Source organism: Rhizobium sp. A22-96 (assembly GCF_053521805.1).
On the sequence record NZ_JBNWDQ010000007.1, the window covers coordinates 458,750 to 480,903 of the forward strand.

Annotated in this window: 17 protein-coding genes; 9 read left to right on the top strand and 8 right to left on the bottom strand. The window is 54.7% G+C overall.

Features of this window, described 5'->3' with window-relative positions:
• The first annotated feature begins 49 nt into the window (after positions 1 to 49).
• The 3 genes from ACQZ6F_RS29400 to ACQZ6F_RS29410 all read left to right on the top strand — a co-directional run bounded on the left by ACQZ6F_RS29400 (position 50) and on the right by ACQZ6F_RS29410 (position 1,679).
• Positions 50 to 571, top strand: coding sequence for a hypothetical protein (locus ACQZ6F_RS29400; protein ID WP_449095511.1), 522 nt, complete (start codon positions 50 to 52; stop codon positions 569 to 571).
• A complete protein-coding gene (locus tag ACQZ6F_RS29405) occupies positions 568 to 1,272 on the top strand; it encodes a hypothetical protein (protein ID WP_449095510.1) in 705 nt (234 codons plus the stop codon). The genes ACQZ6F_RS29400 and ACQZ6F_RS29405 overlap by 4 nt, the downstream gene beginning before the upstream one ends.
• Before the next feature lie 77 nt (positions 1,273 to 1,349).
• The gene (locus ACQZ6F_RS29410) at positions 1,350 to 1,679 is read left to right on the top strand and encodes a hypothetical protein (RefSeq protein ID WP_449095509.1); all 330 of its coding nucleotides are present in this window, start codon (positions 1,350 to 1,352) and stop codon (positions 1,677 to 1,679) included.
• A gap of 495 nt (positions 1,680 to 2,174) precedes the next feature.
• Here ACQZ6F_RS29410 and ACQZ6F_RS29415 read toward each other — a convergent pair whose 3' ends face one another.
• On the bottom strand, positions 2,175 to 2,426 hold the full coding sequence (locus tag ACQZ6F_RS29415; RefSeq protein ID WP_449095508.1) for a hypothetical protein: 252 nt from the start codon (positions 2,424 to 2,426) through the stop codon (positions 2,175 to 2,177).
• Positions 2,427 to 2,677: 251 nt separating this feature from the next.
• Positions 2,678 to 4,105 carry a serine hydrolase domain-containing protein gene (locus ACQZ6F_RS29420; RefSeq protein WP_449095507.1) on the bottom strand — a complete coding sequence of 476 codons (1,428 nt, stop codon included), beginning with the start codon at positions 4,103 to 4,105 and terminating at the stop codon, positions 2,678 to 2,680.
• An 89-nt stretch (positions 4,106 to 4,194) separates the two neighbouring features.
• On the opposite strand from ACQZ6F_RS29420, the gene ACQZ6F_RS29425 reads away from it, so the two are divergent.
• The 5 genes from ACQZ6F_RS29425 (at position 4,195) to ACQZ6F_RS29445 (ending at position 9,818) form a co-directional block, all read left to right on the top strand.
• A complete protein-coding gene (locus tag ACQZ6F_RS29425; protein WP_449095506.1) occupies positions 4,195 to 4,671 on the top strand; it encodes a hypothetical protein in 477 nt (158 codons plus the stop codon).
• Positions 4,672 to 4,949: 278 nt separating this feature from the next.
• Positions 4,950 to 5,390, top strand: coding sequence for an NUDIX hydrolase (locus tag ACQZ6F_RS29430; RefSeq protein ID WP_449095505.1), 441 nt, complete (start codon positions 4,950 to 4,952; stop codon positions 5,388 to 5,390).
• Positions 5,391 to 5,462: 72 nt separating this feature from the next.
• Positions 5,463 to 6,317: a patatin-like phospholipase family protein gene (locus ACQZ6F_RS29435; RefSeq protein WP_449095504.1), complete on the top strand. Its 855-nt coding sequence runs from the start codon at positions 5,463 to 5,465 to the stop codon at positions 6,315 to 6,317.
• Between the two features lie 768 nt (positions 6,318 to 7,085).
• Positions 7,086 to 7,613 carry a helix-turn-helix domain-containing protein gene (locus ACQZ6F_RS29440; RefSeq protein ID WP_449095503.1) on the top strand — a complete coding sequence of 176 codons (528 nt, stop codon included), beginning with the start codon at positions 7,086 to 7,088 and terminating at the stop codon, positions 7,611 to 7,613.
• A 333-nt stretch (positions 7,614 to 7,946) separates the two neighbouring features.
• A complete protein-coding gene (locus ACQZ6F_RS29445; protein WP_449095502.1) occupies positions 7,947 to 9,818 on the top strand; it encodes a DUF4236 domain-containing protein in 1,872 nt (623 codons plus the stop codon).
• Here ACQZ6F_RS29445 and ACQZ6F_RS29450 read toward each other — a convergent pair whose 3' ends face one another.
• The 5 genes from ACQZ6F_RS29450 to ACQZ6F_RS29470 all read right to left on the bottom strand — a co-directional run bounded on the left by ACQZ6F_RS29450 (position 9,819) and on the right by ACQZ6F_RS29470 (position 15,699).
• A complete protein-coding gene (locus tag ACQZ6F_RS29450; RefSeq protein ID WP_449095501.1) occupies positions 9,819 to 10,979 on the bottom strand; it encodes a hypothetical protein in 1,161 nt (386 codons plus the stop codon).
• A 23-nt stretch (positions 10,980 to 11,002) separates the two neighbouring features.
• Positions 11,003 to 11,650 (bottom strand): His-Xaa-Ser repeat protein HxsA, encoded by a 648-nt coding sequence (hxsA, locus tag ACQZ6F_RS29455; protein ID WP_449095500.1) that lies wholly within the window; start codon positions 11,648 to 11,650, stop codon positions 11,003 to 11,005.
• Positions 11,647 to 12,729, bottom strand: coding sequence for a His-Xaa-Ser system radical SAM maturase HxsC (gene hxsC / locus ACQZ6F_RS29460; protein ID WP_449095499.1), 1,083 nt, complete (start codon positions 12,727 to 12,729; stop codon positions 11,647 to 11,649). Before hxsC ends, hxsA begins: the two co-directional genes overlap by 4 nt.
• Positions 12,726 to 14,132, bottom strand: a complete 1,407-nt coding sequence (gene hxsB, locus ACQZ6F_RS29465) for a His-Xaa-Ser system radical SAM maturase HxsB (protein ID WP_449095498.1) — start codon at positions 14,130 to 14,132, stop codon at positions 12,726 to 12,728. The genes hxsC and hxsB overlap by 4 nt, the downstream gene beginning before the upstream one ends.
• A 655-nt stretch (positions 14,133 to 14,787) precedes the next feature.
• Positions 14,788 to 15,699 carry an HNH endonuclease gene (locus tag ACQZ6F_RS29470; RefSeq protein WP_449095497.1) on the bottom strand — a complete coding sequence of 304 codons (912 nt, stop codon included), beginning with the start codon at positions 15,697 to 15,699 and terminating at the stop codon, positions 14,788 to 14,790.
• 296 nt (positions 15,700 to 15,995) lie between these two features.
• Here ACQZ6F_RS29470 and ACQZ6F_RS29475 point away from each other — a divergent pair, with 296 nt between their 5' ends.
• Positions 15,996 to 18,305, top strand: coding sequence for a hypothetical protein (locus ACQZ6F_RS29475; protein ID WP_449095496.1), 2,310 nt, complete (start codon positions 15,996 to 15,998; stop codon positions 18,303 to 18,305).
• A 1,527-nt stretch (positions 18,306 to 19,832) separates the two neighbouring features.
• Here the strand turns inward: ACQZ6F_RS29475 and ACQZ6F_RS29480 are convergent.
• Positions 19,833 to 21,293: an HAD family hydrolase gene (locus tag ACQZ6F_RS29480; RefSeq protein ID WP_449095495.1), complete on the bottom strand. Its 1,461-nt coding sequence runs from the start codon at positions 21,291 to 21,293 to the stop codon at positions 19,833 to 19,835.
• Positions 21,294 to 22,154 lie beyond the last annotated feature (861 nt).

Genomic DNA, 22,154 nt, shown 5'->3' on the forward strand with positions numbered 1-22,154 from the left:
ACTTGCAGCGAAAACCAGACTGTTCACCTCCCAGCAGTGAGCGAAATACATGGCATCAAAACCACTAAGCCAACGGCTGATCGATGAAGCGCCGCTTCGTAAAATCGCATGTGCAATTATTTTATTGGTTGTCGGTATACCGGCAATCGGTCTTTTTGTAACAGACGTCCTTATCGTCCTTCGAAGTAACAGCATTTCTGTACCACAAGCACAGCCTCTTTTTGACTTCCTGCAGATACCCTTTTCTGACAGCTTGTCATCGCTGGGGTTTGTCGTAACCACATTGGTTCCAGGCATTGTCGCCGTGGTTTGCTACGGCATCAACCAAACAACTCAACCGTGGTCTAGCACCAGTGAGTTGAGCAAAGTTGGCTACATCGTCCTTATTCTTTGCCTTGTGGGTGTTACCGTCGGCTTTATATCCCTCGTCGTCGTAACGGTGTGCGAGCAATATGTGAAGGAGCTGACGACGACGGACAAGGGTGTTGCTTCCATCCATGCTTTAGTGACAGCAACGATGGCTTTTTATGGATTTTATATCGTGCAACTCATGGGATTCGATCCGAAATGAGATATGTTATCGCCATCATAGCCTGCCTAACAAGCTTAGGGTGCCATTACGCCGCAGCCGCGGATGTAGCTATCGAAAATGACATCCCCAGCAACTTTGGGTCAGGCGCAAAAGAGGCGATCGCTGAAATTGTTGGCACAAAAGTAGGCGATCAGCATAGCGCTACCGAAACGACGTTTACACTTACGCTGCCTCCTGCTTCTGCGATAGCGACCCTTTCACTGACGTTGCCGGCCGGCAAGACAGGCTTCGCGGACTATGACCAGAAATTCTCAATTCCATTTTATCAAAAAACCTTGAACTATTATCCGAGTGTGGTCGCCAATGACGCGTCTGACAAGTCCGTTTACGATTTCTTGGCAGACGCATCTTCGAAGCGTTCAGCCGTGGACTTGTTCAGGTTTAATCAACGAGCGCGCGTTCTATTCGAGGAAAGGAACATACCAGGCAGGGCGCCTATTCCTGAGGACGCATCCGTGGCGTATTGGCTTGTTCAATCGACCGGAGCCCTGGTATCCAAAGCTGGCATTGTTATCGATCCAGAGACCAGCGCTGCAGCAACAAAACTGGCGGATTGGACCGCTTCACATGGCCGGTTCGAGAAGAGCTTTTTTTCAAAGAATCCCGGAATCACCTCCGATACTGTAGCTTTTGCATTGAAGGCTTTGCGGAACGTGACGGCAGTGTTCGCGCTCCGCTGATTACCGCTCTGGACAGCGGCACGCTACGTGGGGCTACCAGAGCAGACGCCTGCCTGAGACTGCAATCGCTGCGAGGTATGTTTGAGGATGAATACAGCCAGAGCCTGAGTGGCGCCTTCGCTTACAACAGTTGGTCCTATCAATATGTCCTGGTCATAGGTGTTTCGATCAAATGCATGTACTCGCAGGTGGTGGACGCCAAAACTCAAGGCAATCCAATTACGACCGAAATGAGGGACAACATTACCTATGATCTGAACAAGCTAGCCGCTGCTCTGAAGCTTTATCAATCGAGTGCAGCGAGCAACACGCAGTTGGACAAAGAGGTGGGAAAGCGCATAGAGGCCGCTACCCAACTCTCTAACATTTCCGGTGTAGAGGCGCCTAACGACCTCACGTTGAACTAGCGTATCGATTCCACTAGGAACAGGCAGTCACTTGACCGACCACCAACGATGCATATGTAATTGGCGAAGTCGCCACACTTAGTGCATTCGACGGCGACCGAGCAAATAGTCAACGTCGCTTCATACCTACCTCCAATCGCACCCGCCTTCGCATCGGCAACTGCGAAATTGACGCGCCGGACCGAGCGGCGGCCCCGGCATTCTCTCGGTCGCGTAGCCGGGTGTACAAGTAAAAAGATCACGGTCCGGTTTATTCGGAGCGGTGTTGTATCGCGAGCCTGAAGTCTGCAAAACCAGCAGGACTGCGATGGCTCTGGCCTATCCGCCGAATAGGCTATTACCTCCAGCAACTTCAAAAGCCCGAGCCACCGTGTTCGGGCTTTTGGCTATGCTGAGAATCTTTAACGCTGGCTCCGGTTGGGTTCGCCCCATCCGGCGCTAGGGCGAGAAGAACCCCTTGGCCCTTCTTCTCGCGCTCTTCTCCCACCCTTGAACTTATTGGAAGAAGCCGCTCGCGCCATTCATGATTGTGCCAACTATCGCAAGTGCTGGTCCAATGATGTTGACCGCGAGGGAGTCTTTTTCCGCTTCTTTCGCTTCCTTTAGCGCCGCCTGATCAAGGACATACGGAGCCGCGATGATCTCACTCGACTTTTGCAGCCATGGCTTATAGCCACCTACACGAATGATCGGACGCGCGATGGCAAATACGCCGAGGCATGCCATGACGGCGCCGAACAACGCCAAACTTGCGCTCCAGTTCTGCGGAAGTGTTGAGTTTCACGAGGTTTTGACCCCAATTGCAACTTCACGCTAACCCGTTCAGGCGGATCTAACTTATTAAAAAGCTCGATAGTTTGGCTAGGCAGCCGGGTCATCACGAAACGCAAAACTGGGTTAAACCAACGCGCAAATCAACATCCTTGCCCAGGTAGCAACTCCTCGATAATTTCAGCATTGCTTCCGTCAGCGTAGCTGCACGTGAAGAGGAAATGGGCTCAGGGTGTGGATTGGTCGAGTGGTTCGCGCTCCAAACGAAGCTCCGACCCGAATTGGCGAATAATGAGTGCCGGTCGTCGACGAGACTCGTCCTGTGAGACGGAGACGTGAATGTCAACGACAGGCGAACTGAACGTTCTTTCGCCGCTTGCCACCAGAGGAACCGGTTTGAGCAAGCCAATCTGCAAAGTGAGACTGCCATGGTCAAACGCAACCCTCGCAGTTATGTCGCCAGCGTGCCGGTACGTGCCTGCCAAGCTTCCATAGTCGAGCACGCTCCCTTCAGCCTGTGCGCCGGAACCGGACGTCCATCCAAATTCACTGCCGAGTGCTGATAGGACCTGCGAGATAAGCGGCCACCCTCTGACGGAGTTCATCATAACCACGGCACCGCTGCCGGATGCCCTGAACATCCGGATTTGAGCGATAAACCCGTGATCTTCTCCGCCGTGGCCGAAGTGAAAAGGCTCTCCCTGACCGCTGCAGAACCACCCTATCCCCGCAAACTCTCCTCCAAGCCGATGATGTGGAAGTTGAGGCCGCAGCATGGAGGCGGCAGTTTCTTGGCTGAGCCCTATCAACGAATGCCCGCCACCGAGGACGCTTAACATCTCCGCACCAAGTCGGGCTAGATCGCCTGCGGTTGTCCAGAGGCCTGCGGCAGCCATTTCCGGATAAAGGTGCCACCCACCGGCTACCGGCACACCATTCACGGGATGACCGTTTGCCGCCACCATCGCCCTATCTGGCGGAAGCGGTTGTTCATATGTGCTGTTTTTCATTCCAACCGGGTCGAGAACAAGCTCTCGCATGAGATCTGGAAAGGGTCGCCCGAGGACGTCCATGACGACTTGCTGCGCGATGGTCGTGCCACCTCCTGAATAGCGATAGGAAAGTCCTGGAATGCCTTCGACAACGATTGGCGGAGTATTCGCTGGCGATGCGCCCTCCAGCACCTGGACAAGCGTCGGCACAGGACCACTTACCGGGTATCCTGGAAAGCCGTGCACACTGGTCGCGGCAGTGTGACTTAACAGGTGGCGTAAAGTAATCCTTGGTGTCCATGCTCCATTGGATGGAACCCGCCAGGAGGTCAGATAGGCGTTGACGTCCTCGTCAAGGTCGAGCGTCCCCATCTCGACGAGACGCATGACCGCCATGGCAAACACTGCCTTGCTGATAGAGCCTGTCTGGAAAAGAGTGCTTGGTTTCACCTCGTCCTGCCGGTCAGCAGATCGCACTCCGAAACCACGTTCCCACACAACTTCGCAATGGTCGACAATTGCAATGCTGACACCGGGGATTGCTCGCCGTTGCATTACATTGGCGAGCGACTTTGGCACGCCATTTCGACGCCGAAGTGGTGCCTCAGGCCTCAAGTCATGCAAAACGTTCATCGCCCGGTCATGAATAGATGACTTGCTCACCGTTAGGGCTCCAAGCAGGAATGGTGCAGTTTGGCGCAGAGGTTAGTCGCAGATTCGTCGGATGTTAAAGCGAGAAGCCGACAAGGCCAATGAAAGCCGTCGACATCTTTGTATTTTTATCGCGCCCGGCGATAGGAAATCATCATCATAATCGAAAACAAGACCGTCTGAACGCCGACGATACCGAAATAGGCGATGAACGCCCAGATATCGTTGTCCGGAGCGTCCCATCGCAAGGCACAGGTAATCTGTGCCCATTAGCAGAATGGACCGCGCGAGACGGGAGAACTCGGCTTGACTCACTTTGGCCGCCGTTCAACTCTGACATGACGAATTCTTACGATTCTGAGGTTGCTGTGAGCGCCACAACAGACTTTATCGCCGAGCTGGTGCGGGCTGCAAATGAAGTCGAGAAGCTGTCACCGCACGAAGTCAGCAACATGCTGGACAGATCGGTGAACACAATCCGAGAGCTTCGGCAAGACCTCGGGATCGTTCCGATACCGGGCAAAGATGCGCTGATTTACATTCGCACCGTTTCGGCAGGAGCCGCGAGTGCCACATGAAGAATGGCACCATGGGCTTTTGCATGCCGCCGAGATGATCCGCGACCTGCATATCGTGCGCGATACCGGTACTGAGTTTCGAATTTCCGAAATCGAGTCCTGACGGCCTCCTCGATACAGAACGGTCATACAGTTCGTGACAACATGGAGCGCTGTCTCGTCAACAGCGGGTAATCAAACAGCCACGACAAATTCTTTGTGGGATCGCTTAACTCGGAAGCTCCTAGAGCTACGTGTTCTCCGGCGTGAACACCGATGATAGCAGGATATGAAACTCGATGCGGACACGTCCTTCGGCCCGAATTTTGGTCATCGATCAGTTTGGATGCGTTCTTCTTTTTAAGTTTTCACACACTTCAGGACCGTTGAACGGCCGCATCTATTGGGCAACGCCGGGCGGAGCCGTGGAAGAAGGCGAGACCTTCGAGGAAGCAGCTCTACGCGAACTGGTAGAGGAAACAGGCTTATTGAAGCAGGAGTTGACGGGTGAAGTTGGCCGCCGATCCTTCGAGCTTCAACTGACGAACGGCGAAGTCGTTTGGGCCGATGAGCGGTTCTTCGGAGTTCGAACCGTCCGAAGCTCCATCTCAGACAGAGGTTGGAGCGACAACGAACGAGATGTTTTGGCTGATTACCGCTGGTGGTCTCCTCAGGAACTTAGAGAAACCACCGAAACTATTTTCCCAGAGGGGTTAACAGAACTAATCCGCTACGTATGATCGCTACGGGCCGAGGGTTGGGGAACAGAATCAGAATTTCTCTCCACAGTGTTTCCAGTCGGGAGATCAACGATGTCGAAAGCATTAGTCCTAAGCGGAGGTGGACCGCTTGCTGTTGCCTGGGAGTGTGGCATTCTAAGTGGATTGGCACAGTCGGGACTTGCTGTGTCGTCCGCCGATTTCATTCTCGGAACGTCGGCCGGGGCAATTATCGGGGCTCAGATCGCATCTGGCCGTGACCCAACGCTTATGGCGAAGGCGATTATTGCGGAAGGGGAAAAATCGCCAGCTGGGAAGGTCGGATCACTCTATTCGCCTGAGGCGGTCGCCAAGCTGCCAGAACTCTTCGCAAAATCGCAGACTGGTGACACGGGGCGCATTGAAGTTGGCACCTATGCCCTGAAGGCGTCAACTCAGGACAGTCCAGCTGCCTACATTGAACGCATGAGTTCAATCGTCGGCTTTGACACATGGCCCGAAAAGATCGGACTTGTTGTCGTCGACATTGCCGACGGAAAGCCTCGGGTGCTGCGTCGAGATTGTGGGGTCACGCTCGGAACAGGGGTAGCGGCAAGTTGTTGCCTGCCAGGTCTTCACCCTCCCGTCCTGATCAACGGAAAACACTACATGGATGGCGGCCTGCGTTCCCCCGCCAATGCCGATCTTGTCGGACAGTTCGACATCATCCTGGTTCTCAGCTTCAATCCACCCGGTCCCGTCGGACAGCGAATAAATTCTCGAGTGACCGCACAGGCCGGTGAACTCACGGCCTCGGGAGCAAAGGTTTCGGTTGGTGCCCCGGATCAGGCATGTCTCGAAGCCATTGGGCCGAACACGATGGACTTTGCCCGACGCCCAGAAGTAGTACGGCAGGCAACTGGCCAGGGCATTGCGATTGCGGGTTCCCTCGCGAAAATCTGGCTGTAAGCGAGACGGAAGCAAGACCGCCCCAATCAAGGCCCCACGAAGAATTTGCCACGTTTGGCAACCTGATCATCTTCATGGCTTGCTCGGTAATATCGCTGTACCGAGCAACCGGAAGCTCAGACTTCGATACAAACCGCATCAAATCAGGAACCGCAATTTCTGGATATCCAAGTTCTTTCAACCTGATAGCCTCCCACGAGTCCTTCGAAACCGACAGGAAAGTCGCAATATCAATGGAGCCAGGAGCGACGTCGGCATGATCACCGCTTTCTCCAGAAAACGAAGATATGTCAGTGAGGTAGGTCCAGTCTCAAAGGTCATCCTGGGATATTTTTTCACATATCGGCCACGGTAAACGCGAGATCGGCCCGATGGACCCGCTTCTGAAGACGCCAGAATTCTGAACCAACCATCTCTCGGGCGTCGGTGACGGTCGGACGCAAACCGCTTGTGCAATAGGATTTGCGACCGAAGCCATTGAATCTTGTGACAAATCGGATTGTAAATTCATCCGATCTCACCTATCTTTTTGAGCGAGGCAGCACGCACTGCCTTGGGGCTTCGTAACCCCTGCTAGTGGCTGGTGCCGGCCGATACGGCACCGCACTCCTTGACCTTAGGTCGGGGAGCCTGTGGCGTATGTCCAGGTTCTTCGGAACTAAAGGCCATTGGGCCGTCTAGCACGGTTACGAACTCCCCGATCAGCGGGTTTAAGCGAGTTATTCAGCGGGGGCGCACCGCGGAAACTCTCCACGCGGGGTCTCGAATATGGATCATCGAAGAGCAGCAGCGACAGCAATCTCGTCCGTACGCCGATATCGTGTCCGGCAGCAGGCAGAAGCGCAGGCAGCCAATCCCATTGACCTGCATGTCGGCCAGCAGATCCGCATTCGCCGGATTCAGTCCAATGTGTCGCAGGCCGATCTTGCCGCGGGCATTGGCGTCAGCTTCCAGCAGGTGCAGAAATACGAAAGCGGCAAGAACCGCGTCAGCGCATCAATGCTTTTTCAGGTTGCCAGTTGTTTGAAGGTGCCTGTTGCAAAACTCTTCGAAGGACTTCCGGACGCTAACGGAACAAACCACGGGGATATCGTCACCGAGGTCGACGCGCGGATCGCCTACATCTCGACTGCCGAAGGTCGGCGCCTGATCGAGGACGTCCTGCTGCTTCCGCCGCGCGTCCGAAGCCGTGTCATCGCTTTGGTGAGCTCGATTGCTGATGAGGAGGAGGTAGCGCGTTCGCCCTCTGAGCCCAATGCGTCCAACGCAACCGATTATGTCGATGAGCCGAACTGACGGGTTCTTGGAGGGTTGTTAGAGAGGCCGCCAATGACGCTCTTGAAGAGGAGTCGAACCAACGACCCTCTCTGAAATTCTCCTAACCCACTGATTTACAGAGAGAGAATATTCTATTACGGCCCAACTTATCTTAGCTTTTTTACCCCGAAAGCCCAAACGAACTCAAGTAACGCTGTAATAAGGAAGTCGCGCGAGCAATTTGAACAAGCGCGAAAAGACATTGGCGGACGACCGTGACGACATCGCTAAAGCTCGGAATTCCGGCAACAAAGCCGTTCGTTGCAAAGAGAAAATCGTGTAACATCCATCCGTTGCAGTGGCGAGGGTGGCATGCCATTTTACATTCGGAAGTCGGTAAAGGCGGGGCCATTCCGCTTTAACTTCTCCAAGGGCGGCGTCGGTGTCTCTATCGGCGTGAAAGGGCTTCGCATTGGTACTGGGCCACGAGGTCATTACGTTCACGCTGGCCGTCGCGGGGTTTATTATCGCGCATCACTTGGCTCTGCAGGCAAACGTCGTCATGCTGCGATACAATCCCCTTCTCCGGTGCCACTCACCTTCGAAGAATCCACCGTCACCATGGTGGAAATCGAGTCCGGCGACGTCATGGAGATGCGGGACGAAAATTTCAGCGACCTGCTCGACGAAATCAATGCGAAGGCCAGCCAATGGCGAATGTCTATCATCTTCGGCTGGCTCTTTGCTCTCCTTGGCATTTTCCTTCTTGTGAAAGCATCGCCTATAGGAATTTGGGTATTGGTCGCCGCCCTACCCGCCTGGGCTATTGGATCTTGGATCGACTCTTACCGTCGGTCGACTGTGCTGTTTTACGATATCGATGGCCACGTTGAGCAGGCTTACAAGGACACGATCGCGGCGTTCGACGCTCTGAATGCCTGCGCCGGAAAATGGCACATCGAAGCTGGCGGTGCGGTTAATGACCTGACGACTTGGAAAAGGAATGCGGGCGCTTCCTATATAGTCAAGCGCACAGCGACGAAGCTAGCCTACGCGTTGCCGAAGGTAATCAAGAGCAACATCACTCCGCCTTCGATGCACGTAGGCAAGCAGGTTATCTACTTCCTGCCCGACGTTGCCCTGATCTCCCACAATTCACGCTTTGGAGCCGTATCGTATTCCGACCTTCGCGTTCGTTGGCAGGAATTGCGGTTCATTGAAGATGGCCACGTACCCCGTGACGCAAAAGTCGTCGATCATACTTGGCAGCATCCAAACAAGAGCGGTGGACCTGATCGGCGTTTTCGAAATAACCGGCAGCTGCCCGTTTGTCTCTACGACACCCTCCATTTACAAAGCGACAGCGGTGTAAACGAGGTGCTGGAATTTTCACAAGTCGGCAAGCTATCTGGTTTTGTTGACGGCTGCCGGGCGTTGGCTAAAGCAAAAGCGGAGGTCTCGGAAGCTCCGAAAGTAATCTCATCGACTGAAGCACAGCCGTTACAACCATTTACGCCGGGTATCATTGTCCCGGCGGTGTCGCAGCCAAAGAGTAACGGTCGCGTTGCAGCGTTCATCATCATAGGTATCTTCGGCCTTCCCGTTGCAATCAGCGTATTTCAAAACGCTGGGCATTCGACAAAGCCAAGTGCGACGCAGGCCGTTTTCGGCAACGGCCAAGGGCAAATTCCGCCGCAAACGTCCGCAGCGCCGCCGACCATCTCTTCATCCAGCCCCGATCCAACTGTGCAACCCGCCCAAGCGTCGAGTACTCGGCCCTCTATTCAAGCTTCAAGTACTCAAGCCACAGCACCGGCAACTGGTCTGGTGTCCTCGAATGTCCGCCAACCAGATCAAGAACCAACGCCGGACCCCGCTGCCTTTGAAACGCTTGCAGCTGCCGTGACCGCACCCGACACATCACCCGCAGTCGCATCAATCGAACCACCAGCCGTGCCCTATGTCGTCCCGCCGGAGCCGAAATTCGCCTATCTCAGGCTACCTATACAGCTACGAGAAGGCCCGGGATCGAACTATGTTCCCGTCGGAGCAGTTGGGCAAAATGCTTTGCTCGCCATCCTTGAGGCGGAAGGCGGATGGGTCCGCGTCTCGGGTGGTCCGTCAGCGATTGGATGGGTGCCGAAGGAAGTCCTTAGTCAACGTCCGGTCTCGCTCCAAGCCGCCGCACCCGGACCAAAAGCGAAGAACACATACACGCCACCACCACGGCAGGGAGGTCGATAGCTACTGAAGGGTGCATTGACCCCAGGTCGCATCTGATTTTCGGCACCAACCGCCGTTGGCCAATTCGATTAGAAGCAATGACTGTGAATTGCATGCATCTTGCGAGAAAGAAAGCGAACATGCCGCGCTGTCGGTCAACCATCGGCGAATAATTCGATCCGGGCCAACCACGGATTTATCGCTGGTCGTGATTTTACCGTTCTCAGCCAAAATCTTGTGCGTCACAGGATCCCACGTCATCACTGCGTTCACCACGCCCGAGGACGATTTCTTGCGAGCGGGACTGTAGGTGTACCAGTCGACAACCGCGAAGACTGCACAGGTATCAAAACAGGAGGCATGGGCCGTACCAGGTCGGATTGCGTAAATACGGATCGGCCAGCGGATCGCAAACTGCTGTTTCTCATTCAGAACATCGGCCTTCGAGCGCTGGGAGCCGTAATAGATAACGGAATCGCCGTAATTGCTGGCGAGGAACAACATTCCTTCATTGGTAGACCAGGTCCGTTGCATTTCCTGGAAAAATTGGAGCGCGGCCTCATTCAAGGATGCCGAAGGACTCTCGTCGGAAACCGCAGTCTCCTCGGCCGTCGGTATCACATAGGGCGTCGGCTGACCGGTTACGATCCCAAAGCCAGCCATGTCGATCAGCGACAGCACCTGCCGATCACCGTCGCCAAGACCGGTGACAAATAGGAGAAAAGTTGGGTCGAGGCCCATTTCGGTGAAATAGGCTTTCAACCTGTCCGCGTTTGCCTGCTGACCATTGGGTCCAGGCGATAGAAGATTTCGATACACGACCACTGAACCGTCTTCAGCAAAACGTTGAACGCCACCGACGAACGCGAACAAGCATGCTGCCTCGCATTTTGATCCAGAGACCTGAAGTGTCGAGAGTTTCAGACGACGAATTGCCCGACCGTATCCCATCGCCGCGTCTACGTCGCCACCGAGTGAACGGAAGGCGATAAACTTCGGAGCGTTGCTTTTGATCTCGGCTTCGAGCTTGTCAGGGAGATCACTCATTTCAAACATTCCCTGGATCAGCAAAACATCACTGTTTGCGGCTCTCAAATGGGCAAACCTTATGGCCGCGTGGCCAAGGCCTGGAACCAGGACCAGGGATGTGACGATAACGGAAATGAACACAAACCACCGCATCGCGTCCGTCCTGGCCCATCCGATCAATTTGTTGAAATCCCAAAAGCCGTCAGGACCTGCGGCGTGATGGTTCCGGTCACCTTTAGGCCATAGGCCGCTTGCATTTTATTGAGCCCGCCCCTCGTAGCAGCATCGACCTGCCCGGTGATTGGGCCACCGAAATAGCCAAAGGCGATCAGCGCGGTTTGCACCTGGATGACGATCCGACGAAACTTGTTGGAATTGCCAGGCAAGGTCTTCAACGGAGCAGGGTCAACGCTTACCGAGGACGACTGCGGGGCGGTCTGTACTGGATAGGTGCCAGTTGAAGTCGTCGCCGGTATGTTGGGAATAGAAGGCAGACTTCTAATGACCGGTGACGGATTTGGCGTATAACGCGGCGCCGGGTCCGGCGGCGTATAGGTAGTGCCGCCGCTGCCATAGTCACCACGCGGCAAGGCATAACCACCGCTGGAAGCGGAAGCATGGCTCGCGTGACTGGCATGACTTGCGTGGCTCGAATGCGAGCTGTGACCTGCCAGAGTGTAGACCTGTTTGACCCGCAGCCGTTCGAAGAGAGTGTTCACGGGTTTCTTTTCGGTGAGGCCGGTAATGGGCGCTGCATCGCTTTTCGACGGCATGAACCCAGCCGCGATCAACGACGACACCAGGTAAACCTTACGCTTCTTCATTGCGGAGAGAGTCCCCTAAACCCCTGATCAGTATTATACCATTCAAAAAACCCACCACAAGTAGAGCGCAAAGAACATCCATTGCACTGATCCAGAAATTTGTTCTTCCAGTCTGAAATCGTACCAGGTGCCAGGTGCCGGTACTGCGGTGGGACTGTGCAAAGCGGGAAATTATAAAGCAAAGTTTGTACGCCCCGCCCCGTCGCGAGATTGATCGCCCGACGAAGCTGATCGAAATCCAGCGACGTATCTTTGAAAGAATGCGTCCAGTTCATGCGGCCGTAGCCGATATTTTCGAGCTGCATGATCGCCCAAACATCGACGAATGGCAGCCGGGTTGAGACATAGTTCGCAAGCTCGGGCAATGCATTCCAGTTTTGCTGAAGGACAACCGTGCGAAGCTCGACGGCTGCTCCCGCCTTCATCAACGTCGAAAAGCTTTCCATCAACCTTTTGAAAGCACCTGACTTTCCCACGATGCCATCATGAAGTCCAGCCTGAGGTGCATAGAGTGGGATGCCCCAGAGAACGCGATCTCGCCCAACCTCATCCAATCCGGAAACATCATCCGGCTCGAAAAACTGACCATTGGTCAGAATGTGGAAAGAAATATCCGGCCGAGCTTTAGCGACCGCTCTTAGAAACCGAAACAGCCTGCTTTTATGCAGTAATGGCTCCCCGCCCGATATCGTGATCCGGGCGTCTTGAGGAGCCAGCGTTGCGGCGACCGTGAATTGGTCGAAGAGGTCGGCGTGATGCCTTTTGGGGGGCTGCGAACACATCACACAGAGCTGATCACACTGCTCCGTGACCAGGAAAGTGTTGTGCCGGGACCGTGATCGCACCAATCGATGAGCGGACTGACGCCCCGGCACCAGCAGCAGAACGTCGCCATCCAGATCGGTGCCGGGATCACAATGGACGCGAAGCGAATAGCCTGCGAGATCGAAGGTCTGACTAACCTCATCCCTCTCGATCAAGATTGCATCATGCTCGCTATCGGCGGCCCCCGTACGCAAACGAACGATACTCGGGTGGTCGATTGGGACGTCATCGATCCTGAGACGTAAATCGATCATATGAGCACCGGAGCCAAAGACGGGTCAAACTCCGGAATTCCAGCCCACGCCGCGAGGCTTTTGTGGACCTTCTCGTCATCCGAATAGAGAAGCTCGAAGATCTTGTCGAAGATTGCGGTATGGCGTCGGCAGAAAGCGGTATCACGCTTCGGCAGGTCAATGCGTCCATATCGGGATAGGTCATCGATCACATCGATCCCGCAGGCGGCCTGATACGGACAGTGAATGCAATCAGGATGGAAAGAGTTGGTCGCCTCCTCATTCAAGACATCCAACTTTGTCTGATCGATGCCATCCCAAAGATTGCCGACACTCAGATCGATCTGCCCTACTCTCGTGACCATCCTTGCTTCGTCGGTTGGGTAGAAGGTACCGTCGAAATCGATGACCATATAGTCCATGCCAAGGACGTTTGGATTGCGAAGGTCCACATGGTGATTGTGACCGCCGCGCAGAACCCGGCGAAGACAATGCGTAAAATAGAACTCCTCCGCTGGGACGGCCGCTGTCCAATTATGCTCGATCAACGCGTCGATGAAACGACTGTGGTAGTCGTTCCACCGCTCCTCCTGGCCAATCGCCTGGTATCGTTTCCGCGCGAAACCTTGGTGGTTAATGGGACGCAAGAAGACGGAGCGAAAGCCAAAGCTGCCGAAAGTTTCTATGATATCCTTCGGTGCGGGTAAATTGTTGATGTCGAGCGTGGGTAACGCGGACACCCTACCCTGCCCAAGGCGGGCAATGGCGTTTCCAAGGTTCGAAACAAATTGTTCTGTGTTATCGGACGTAACTGTCCGCTGCCGCTGGTGGACGGAAAGGTCCCCATCCAGTGACGTACTCACAAACGTATCTGGTTCATCGAGAAACGCCCAGGCTTCGTCAGAGACGGACTGCAGGTTGCTGCAAACCGTAAAGGTGACATCCCTGAACTTGCAACGAGCAAACTCTCGAACCTTCTGCATTAGGTCCAGTCGCAATAATGGCTCCCCGCCCTGAAACTCGATCTTTGCGCTTGCAGGGTCCATTCCATCGAGGAAGCGAAGAACTTGGGTGAGCGTGTCATCGGTCCAGTCGAAACCGCTGGCTTTCTCGTTGACACGGGACACCTGGCAGTATCCGCATGCCAAATTGCAACGAAGAGTCGGCACAAGGATGAGGTAGTTTAGCCCTTGGGGACGATGAAGCCTCTGCGCCCATCGATAGGAGAACCCTTGGTACGCAGCATCATCTACTACTTCGAAGGCATGCCCGTTCTCCAAGAGAAAATCGGTATCCGACCCCATCAACCTGTCGGTGGCGTATCGGTCAAGGAAGTAGCGATCTGAGCGAAAATAGCCACCCGCGTCGTCCGCGAACAGGTAATCGGCAGCCAATCGCGTGAACTTCAAGGGGAAGACCGTCATCGTCCGAGAACACCGCTTATCAGCGCCCGTCGCAAAGGAAGCGTTTCGGCGTAGACTTTCTCTCGATAGAGACAGTGCTGGAAATCGGCGATCAACGCGTCAACCGAAGCTGTACCGTCATCAGAAAGCGTAATCTCGTCCGAATGGATAACGCGCACCCGGGCATGTAGGACGTTGAAACGGATTATTGCAGCCGCGAGATAAGGATGATGTGCTGCGTCGATCTCGATTATTGTGCACCGACATTGTTGGCTCGGCTCGCCAAGTTCTTTTGATTCCATGGTAATATAGCGATCTATCCCTCTAACTTCGATTGTACTCACTCAGACGATTGATCACCAGAGGGTTGCACGCAAGAATCGAACGTGCCTCTCCGATGCGCCTCACCAGCAGGGCGCGAGGCGATGCGGGACACAACCTACATCATCGATGAACAACCATCTCCAGCCGGCCTGTTCCTGACAATTCTCAGAAAGAGCCACGTCGCCGAAAACCCAAGCCATATGCTTTCTCGGATACCACTTCGACTATTTGACGAAGCGCTGAAGCTGGAATCTCGCGAGACATGCCTTATTCCTCGCGACATTTACAAAATGAGCCTTGGGCTTTCTTCAACCGCCAGCCCGGGGGGCGTTATCCGATCCCGCGTCACAATTCATTGCTTAAAGCAATTCTCGCGATGCCATTGGAGAAAATGCGGATGTGGTCGCGCGGTCGGTCGTAAGGGCACGATCGCTCTACCGGTCTTGTTGATCAGTCCTCTTATGCTCTCCGGATCATTTGCTTGCCGCGAAACCAGGATATCCAGATCATCAGAGAGCCTGATAAGGCCGCGATCAAACATCCAGTGAGCCGTACCCGACAACGCAATACCATTACTGAGGATGTCAGGTCCGTTTGCCTCAACAGGCCGGATATGAGCGGCGTCCACTTCAGCACGGCCACCACCATTGATGAGCTTCAGGCCAGTGATCGCGCAGCGCTTGTCGTAGGCCTGTAAAACGAGCCGTCGAAATAGCCGGTCGCGAACAACACGCGACGAGAGTTGCATCACACGGTGGCGTTCTTGTTCAAAGATGAACGCTGTTTGATCTGCTTCTGCAAATCCGTTTGTAGGATCAGCCGCTTCCATTCCATCCAGCCGCGGCAGCTCTGGTTCTGGCTCATTGAGGCCGGCCGATAGGATACGGTTGAAGTCTACAGCGGAAATGGGCCGCACCGCCGATTGCGCCCTCCCTGAAATCCGCCCGTCGTCGTTCAATACGCCACGTTCAATGACCCCATCAGGGCCATTGAACGGAACAGGATTGATAAAATCAAGATAACTGCCAGGTTCGATCAGCGCCAGATACATGCCCGCCATCTTCGGGTCCGGGATGACTTGGGCTATCCTGGCGACGGCGAAATAGCCGCGCGTGGCGGCAACCTTGCGCGGTTCATAATAGATGATCCAATCCCCTACGCAGCCTTGAACACGACCGAGGTACTGGCTTGGAAACTGATACTGTTCAGCCGGACTGTCGTCGTAGATCGAGTCCGAGCGGTGAATGAAAACTCCGAATCCCATGTTCGATGCTTAGCACAACAAGATCGGTTTCGGATATGATGCCTGTCTTTCGCTTGAAGACAAATTGTCCGGAGCGGAAGGTTTTAAGGGGAACACTTTATGAGGCTCCCAAACAGCAGCGGCGCCTTCGATTACCAGTCACCTCGGGCCTTTGCGGGGTCGTTGTCGATCCAGTTCATGATTTGACCCGGCATTCCCCGCCAGGTCCAAAGCACCCGATTTTAACCCTTCGCTAACATTCATTCCTTAGCAGGCCATGCTCCGGGGCTGGAATCTCATCTGTAAGGGAAACCTGAATGATCATGAATCCGACGGCGAAAGCCTTTCAGCGCAAAATTGCGGGCTTTTCCGAGATGCGGCTGGCAACGCTGGTAAATCCGGCTGAGCTTGAGTGTCTGACCGCTTACATGTTGGCACTGGTCAACGATCAAGCCCTTCCTCCCATGAAGTGTAAGGCGGTCGATTGGACTGAGATCGCCGCCGCATGCCGGCTGGCTACCAAACCAAGCACAAAGCTGATGCGAGTTGGACAGCATGGCTTCGATGCCATTATCCGCTGGGTGAATACAAGCACTGCGACACCTCGCAACCGCACGAGCTCACTGCCGGACTCGGCTCTGATCTCCAAATCTCGAAAGGCCAGTAGCAGTCGCTCTTCGAAGGAGAATTCAAAACCTGGAGCAAAGCCGAAGCCGATTGAGGAATTCCCCGTCGCACTGTTCGATGACCACCCGGAACCTGTCTCCTTTCAGGCGGCATTGGAATTGCACATCAGGCGCTTTGGCGAGACCTACTACCATCTCCATCGGGCTGTTGTGCGGCCCGGCGACAATTTCGACGTGAAGACTCTCCTCAGTTGGCTCAAAGGCACAAAGATGCCCCGCAGCGTCGAGAGCTTTGAGATCCTGGACCGTATTGAGCAACGATACCGGTTGCCGCTGGCCTACTTCAAAGCAAAACTTCCACATCAGTCGCGAGCCGGCACCGGCCATGAGATCGACGAGGAAGTTTCTCCCGCGGAACGCCGCCGATTGGCCTGGCACCTTCCCGACAATTTCAACAAGCTGCCGAAACCAAAGCGCCAGGAGATTCTCGAGTGGGTTCGCAGGGTCATTATTACCGGCGCCACCGACTATCGCCGCTTTCAGGCGGCGGCAATCAAACAACGATATGCAATCCGCTTTCCGGCGATGGCTTATGGTGGACACGCGTCGTCTGTCCCAATCGGACGCGGCGCTTCAAGCCAGGGCAATCCCATTGGAGACCGTGATGATCCGGATTTGTTATCGGGCGTCATCGATGCCCCTCCCCGACTTGCGCTCGAAATGGCAAACCTGATCTCATTCAAGACGTCTACGCTCACGGCAATCGGGTTTCAGCGGAACAGCGTCTGGGGCGAAGAAACGGCGTCGCAGAAGCTGGAACACCTCGGTCTGATGTTCGGAGCCCTTGTCGCATCGACTGATGGCCAGGTTGCGGGGTGCGGAATTCCGCTCGGCGCCCTCACCTTCGGTCTTCTGGTATTTCCTGGTATCTGGGACTGGTACCTGCAATGGCGCGAGCGCCGGCGCGGGTTTTACACCGCGTGGGAAGCCGACATGCTGAGCATCGCCTTGTCGCTCACGCGCGAAGAGACTGGTTGGCTTCGCCAGCATCCCGAACTGATCGAGAGAGTCATCCCAATCGATGGTTTGGTTTCGGCTGAGGAGATCGCGCTTGCGAAGCGTGACTGGCACGCCTGCTGCGATGCGTTTCATGCCCATGCTCGTAATCGCATCAAGGAAATCCAGCGTGTGATGCGCATACATCGCGATCCATTCGAACCGATCATGTGCGTGCTTGAGGCGCCAAGTCCACTGGCGGAGTATCGAAAGATCACAGACGAGATCCTTCTCAGGATGCCCGACAAGGATCGATATCCAAGAGCGGCGGCCGAATCCGTAAGATCGTTCCTGATGTTGCGGCTCGGGCTCCATCTGGGACTTCGTCAGAAAAACCTCCGGCAGCTCCTGTTATGCCCTCGCGGGCACATACCTACCTCGGAACGTCGGCTTGAAGAACTCAAACGCGGCGAAATCCGCTGGAGCGATCGGGACAATGGCTGGGAGGTCCTGATACCGGCGAATGCTTTCAAGAACTCCAACTCGTCCTTCTTCGGTTCCAAACCATTCCGGCTCATTCTGCCGGATCTGCTTGACCTCTACTATTACATCAATGCCTACATCGATCGGCACCGGCGCCTTCTCCTTGCGAATGCCAATGATCCCGGCACCTTCTTTATAAAGACAGTGAAGCAATCGAGCACTGAGGCTTCTTACAACCAGACCACCTTCTATGAGGCTTGGCGGCTGACCATTCAACGATACGGGATCTACAATCCCTATACCAGCCGCGGGGCAATCAAGGGCTTGCTGCCACATGGTCGCCATAATGTCCGGGACGTGTTGGCCACCCAAATCCTCAAGCTAACCGGATCCTACGAGCAGGCGAGCTATGCGATCCAGGACACCCCTGACATGATCCAGCAGCACTATGGGCGCTTCCTTCCCCAAGATAAAGCCGCACTCGCCGCCAAGATCTTGAATCAGGTTTGGGAAGCGGCATAAGGTTCGAGCGGGCACCCTCTGCAGAGTCCGTCTGTTCGATGTATTACCGCTGGCGCAGTCATGTGGCGCCAGTACCTTAAACCACAACGATCCGCAGCAGGTGCTTACACTGTCCGGCGCAAGGGTTTCTCAGTTGAACTCCGCGCACCCCGCCGAGATAGGGAGGTCGAATGCGGCCGAGAAGGAATGACCGATTTGGGGCCGTTATCGGACTGACCGGTATCAACGGGGATTCGAGAAAGCTGACATTCAACATCCGACAGGCACTCAGTCCGCGCGGCATTTCGCGCAGGTTCAATCGATTACCGGGGTAGAAGTGCAAATCAGCGAGCCCTCTTTATGTGCCTTATTTGGTGGGCTTGCTAGATTTGCTAGGTTTGAGGGACGGTGTATTCCCTGGTGTGCTTTTGTTATCACGGCGGCGCTGATCCGGTTTCCCTGTGGATTTCGCTATCGGCTTTGGTCCCGGTTTAAGTGCCATGAATGCTCTCCTATTTTGATTTAAGAAAATAAGCCTTTGCGTACCTTCTGACGGGTGCTTAGGACACAGCAATACTATGTATCAGTCCACACTAGTTCTGGCTGAAGTCAAGGCCCAATGTATATTCATACAGTAGCTACACCCCACGAAAATCAGCAGGCCAGGCCGAAGGCACTTTGCCTCATTGTCCCTGTCAGCGGCGGTGAGGGCGATCGGGTTTTCCGTATGGACGAAGTTTCTGAGCGCCTGCTGTCGGCCAGGATTGACGTCAGCCTCGTCCGGTCACGTTGATTGAGGTGCTACCGTCTGTTTCAGGAGCAAAGCCTGCTCCCTGCGCTGTCCTTCACTATCAGGGTGGCACACCGACCGGCAGCTCTCTGCGCATTGCTGCCGTTTGTCTCGGATGCAGCGAACGACAGCTCCCCGCCCTTCTTGGTCATTAGCGTCGGCGCGTGCGAACGACGGCTTTTAGGACGGCTCGGTAACCGCATGAACGACCAATTTGAGGGCGTAAAGCAGTCGTCCCGCATTTGGCTGCAACGCCACTTTTAAAGATCACGACCCACAGCCTACAAAATCGGATCCGCATGATGTGAAAGGATTCGAACCGCCAACCCCTCCCTCTCGATTGTTTGTGACTCGGAGTCGAAGAGTGACCGCACAGGTATCCGCACAAGCATCTGAAAATGCTGAAGATATCGAAAAGCAGTAGGGGTCAAGGCTCGAGCCGGTCGTGGCCGCACCATTAAGTGGATTTATGCCCGAAAATCAATAGATTGCGCTCTATAGTGAAGGGGTCAACTTTCGGCTCCGCTTCAAAGCTGCATAACCTAGTCGAACAAGCTCGGAAAACAGGCTTGCTTTCGCGTGAATGGTCGGCAGCCAGAAGCATGATGATCCATTGCATGCGCTGATTGCATTGAGGAACGGGCTATCGCACGGTGCGTCCGATATACACACATCCGGCATGGCGTTTTCTGTCCTGGAAATATGCGCTCGATGGATTGACCACGTATTTCCGCTGGCGGCCTGACACAAGCTACGTCTTACTTCGCTTCCGTTTTTGCGCCCGGGGCGGCGCTCTGTGAAGTCGTGCTGGCGGGAGTGGCTGTGGCTGGCTTGGCCTGTGTCGCGAGCAGCAAGGTGAGGAAAACGACGCCGATCATCACGAAGCCCAAACAGTAGAACATTTTGAGCCGATTTTCGGAGTTCGTCGGGAAGATGCCGAAGATTTTGACCGCCCGGCTCTCTTCAGAAATCGTATTTCCCAGGTCGATACCCGGGATCCTATCTTTGAAAGTCTTCTCGATTTTGGAGGCGTGTTTCACCGCGCCGCGCAGAAATACGTGATACCAATAGTAGTCCATTACGAAGAACGCGAACCAGGCAAACAATGCGGCAAGGATGAATCCAAGGCCCGCCGCGAACTGATGGCCAAGGATGTGGGCCTCGAGACCCTGCTGATAGGTGTAGCCAACAGCCGCGATTAACGCGCCCACGACCGTGATCGCGAAATTGCGGATGCGCATTTCCAAATCGTTGAAATGCTGCTGCACATCCACGGTCTTTTTCCAGATTTCGAGCGCGTTTTTGATTTCCAGCTCGGAATCGGGTTCTTTTTTGATCGAGGGAAAGGCTTCGAAGTCGCAGTACATGAAAATCTCAGCAAATGAGTCCTTCAGCACCGCACTTGGCTCAAAATCGTGGCCCTTTGCTATTATCGCCCGTTCACGTTGCACGTCTGCATCCGTCCAGTGCGAAACGCGCTGCAGAAGCGTATATTCAGGCCGCCTCTGGCTTTCCCCGTACTTAGCATAGATGTCGAACACACCGACGTCACGCGCCATGGCAACGTCTTTGAAGAGACTATCGCCCACATAAGCACAGCGATCAGCGCGTGCGCCGACCGTCTTAAGAATGTCGAGCAGCACGCGCGGATTGGGCTTCAGTTCTCCGGGCGGCGTATGCCGCATCTCCGTCACCTGCAGCTCATAAAATTCATCCGGTAGGCGCCGGAGATTTTCAACCGACACCCCTGCGGGCAACTCGTGATCCTGCGGACTGAACAGCACATCAATCACGCCATCCAACCCAAAGCGTTTCAGTCTGTATGCACTGTAAAAACCCATAGACTCTGTGTAGGCGATGATCTTGGTACCCTTCTTTTTTAACTCCCATAGGCAGCGAAACACGCTCGGATAAAGGCTGAGGTTTTGGTCCCTGCCCTGCCGGGAAAGCTCAATGGCTTCGTGGAAGGTGTCGCGGATCTCGCCGGTTGCACGTAAATCGCTCAAGGCGTCGATTTCTTCGATCAGGAAAGAATATTCCGATGTCCGGCGCGCCTGATGCACGCGACGGATATCCGCCTCGATTTCGGCGGCCGGGCGGCCGGTGACGCGGAGTAATTCGTTATAGACAGGCTCGAACGACGCAAACCAGACGGCGAACCAGTCGAATATCGTATTATCGAGGTCGAGAATGAGCGTATCGACCGCTTTTCTTGTCATGCTTCGGACCTCGACCAGAACGCTAAGGATCGCCTTGCAGGCGGAGCCTAAATATTCATCAGAAAATTAATCAGGCTTATCCGTTTGCCATGTTCTGATGAATACGGAAAGACAGATCTGAAAATGAAATAGCGCGGCAAGGATTGCTTGGCCCAGACCGCATCGGCCGACGTGTCGCTGGCCCGTTGCGTTTGGTAATCAAGGTTCTACGGATTGAAGTTGTCGGCAATGACGATGTCGTAAGGCATGGCGACGCACCCTTCCCAGCTATGCAAGCGTCTCTGCTAAAACGGAATCCCGTCGTCCATGTCCACCGCACGCGGTTCGCTGACAACCGGCAGAAGAAACGCCGGGATATCCGCAAAAACGCGTCCGACGCATCATCCAGGACCTGATTCATTTCCTTTTCGAGATAGCCTTGCAGTTAATCTTCCGACATGCAGTGCCGGTTCTCCGCGGCATCGACTGCGCCATAGTGAACCCGCGCCCACAAACTACACAGTTCAAAAGTCACGCGGTTCACCTCAAGCGTCACGAACGCCGTCTTGCCGTCACGGGAAGACGACGTCATTGGTTGCGTCGCTTGCGACGAGCTGCCGAACGCTATCCCAAATGCCGATTAGGGGAGATGAGGCCGACGGCGAACCGGACGGCTGATGAGATTATCGATCTAGGACGCGAGACGGTGCATTTCAGCGGTCGCATTGCGGTCATCCAAACATCGGATAACCGTTTGGTACCAATTCTCCGGTCGGTTCTTCATGATCAGTCGCGTTGTTCCCAGTTTGCCCAAATGGCCCGCCCCTGCAATTCTGGTGGTATCTAATCCATTGGTTCAACTAGGACTTGATCATGCAAAAG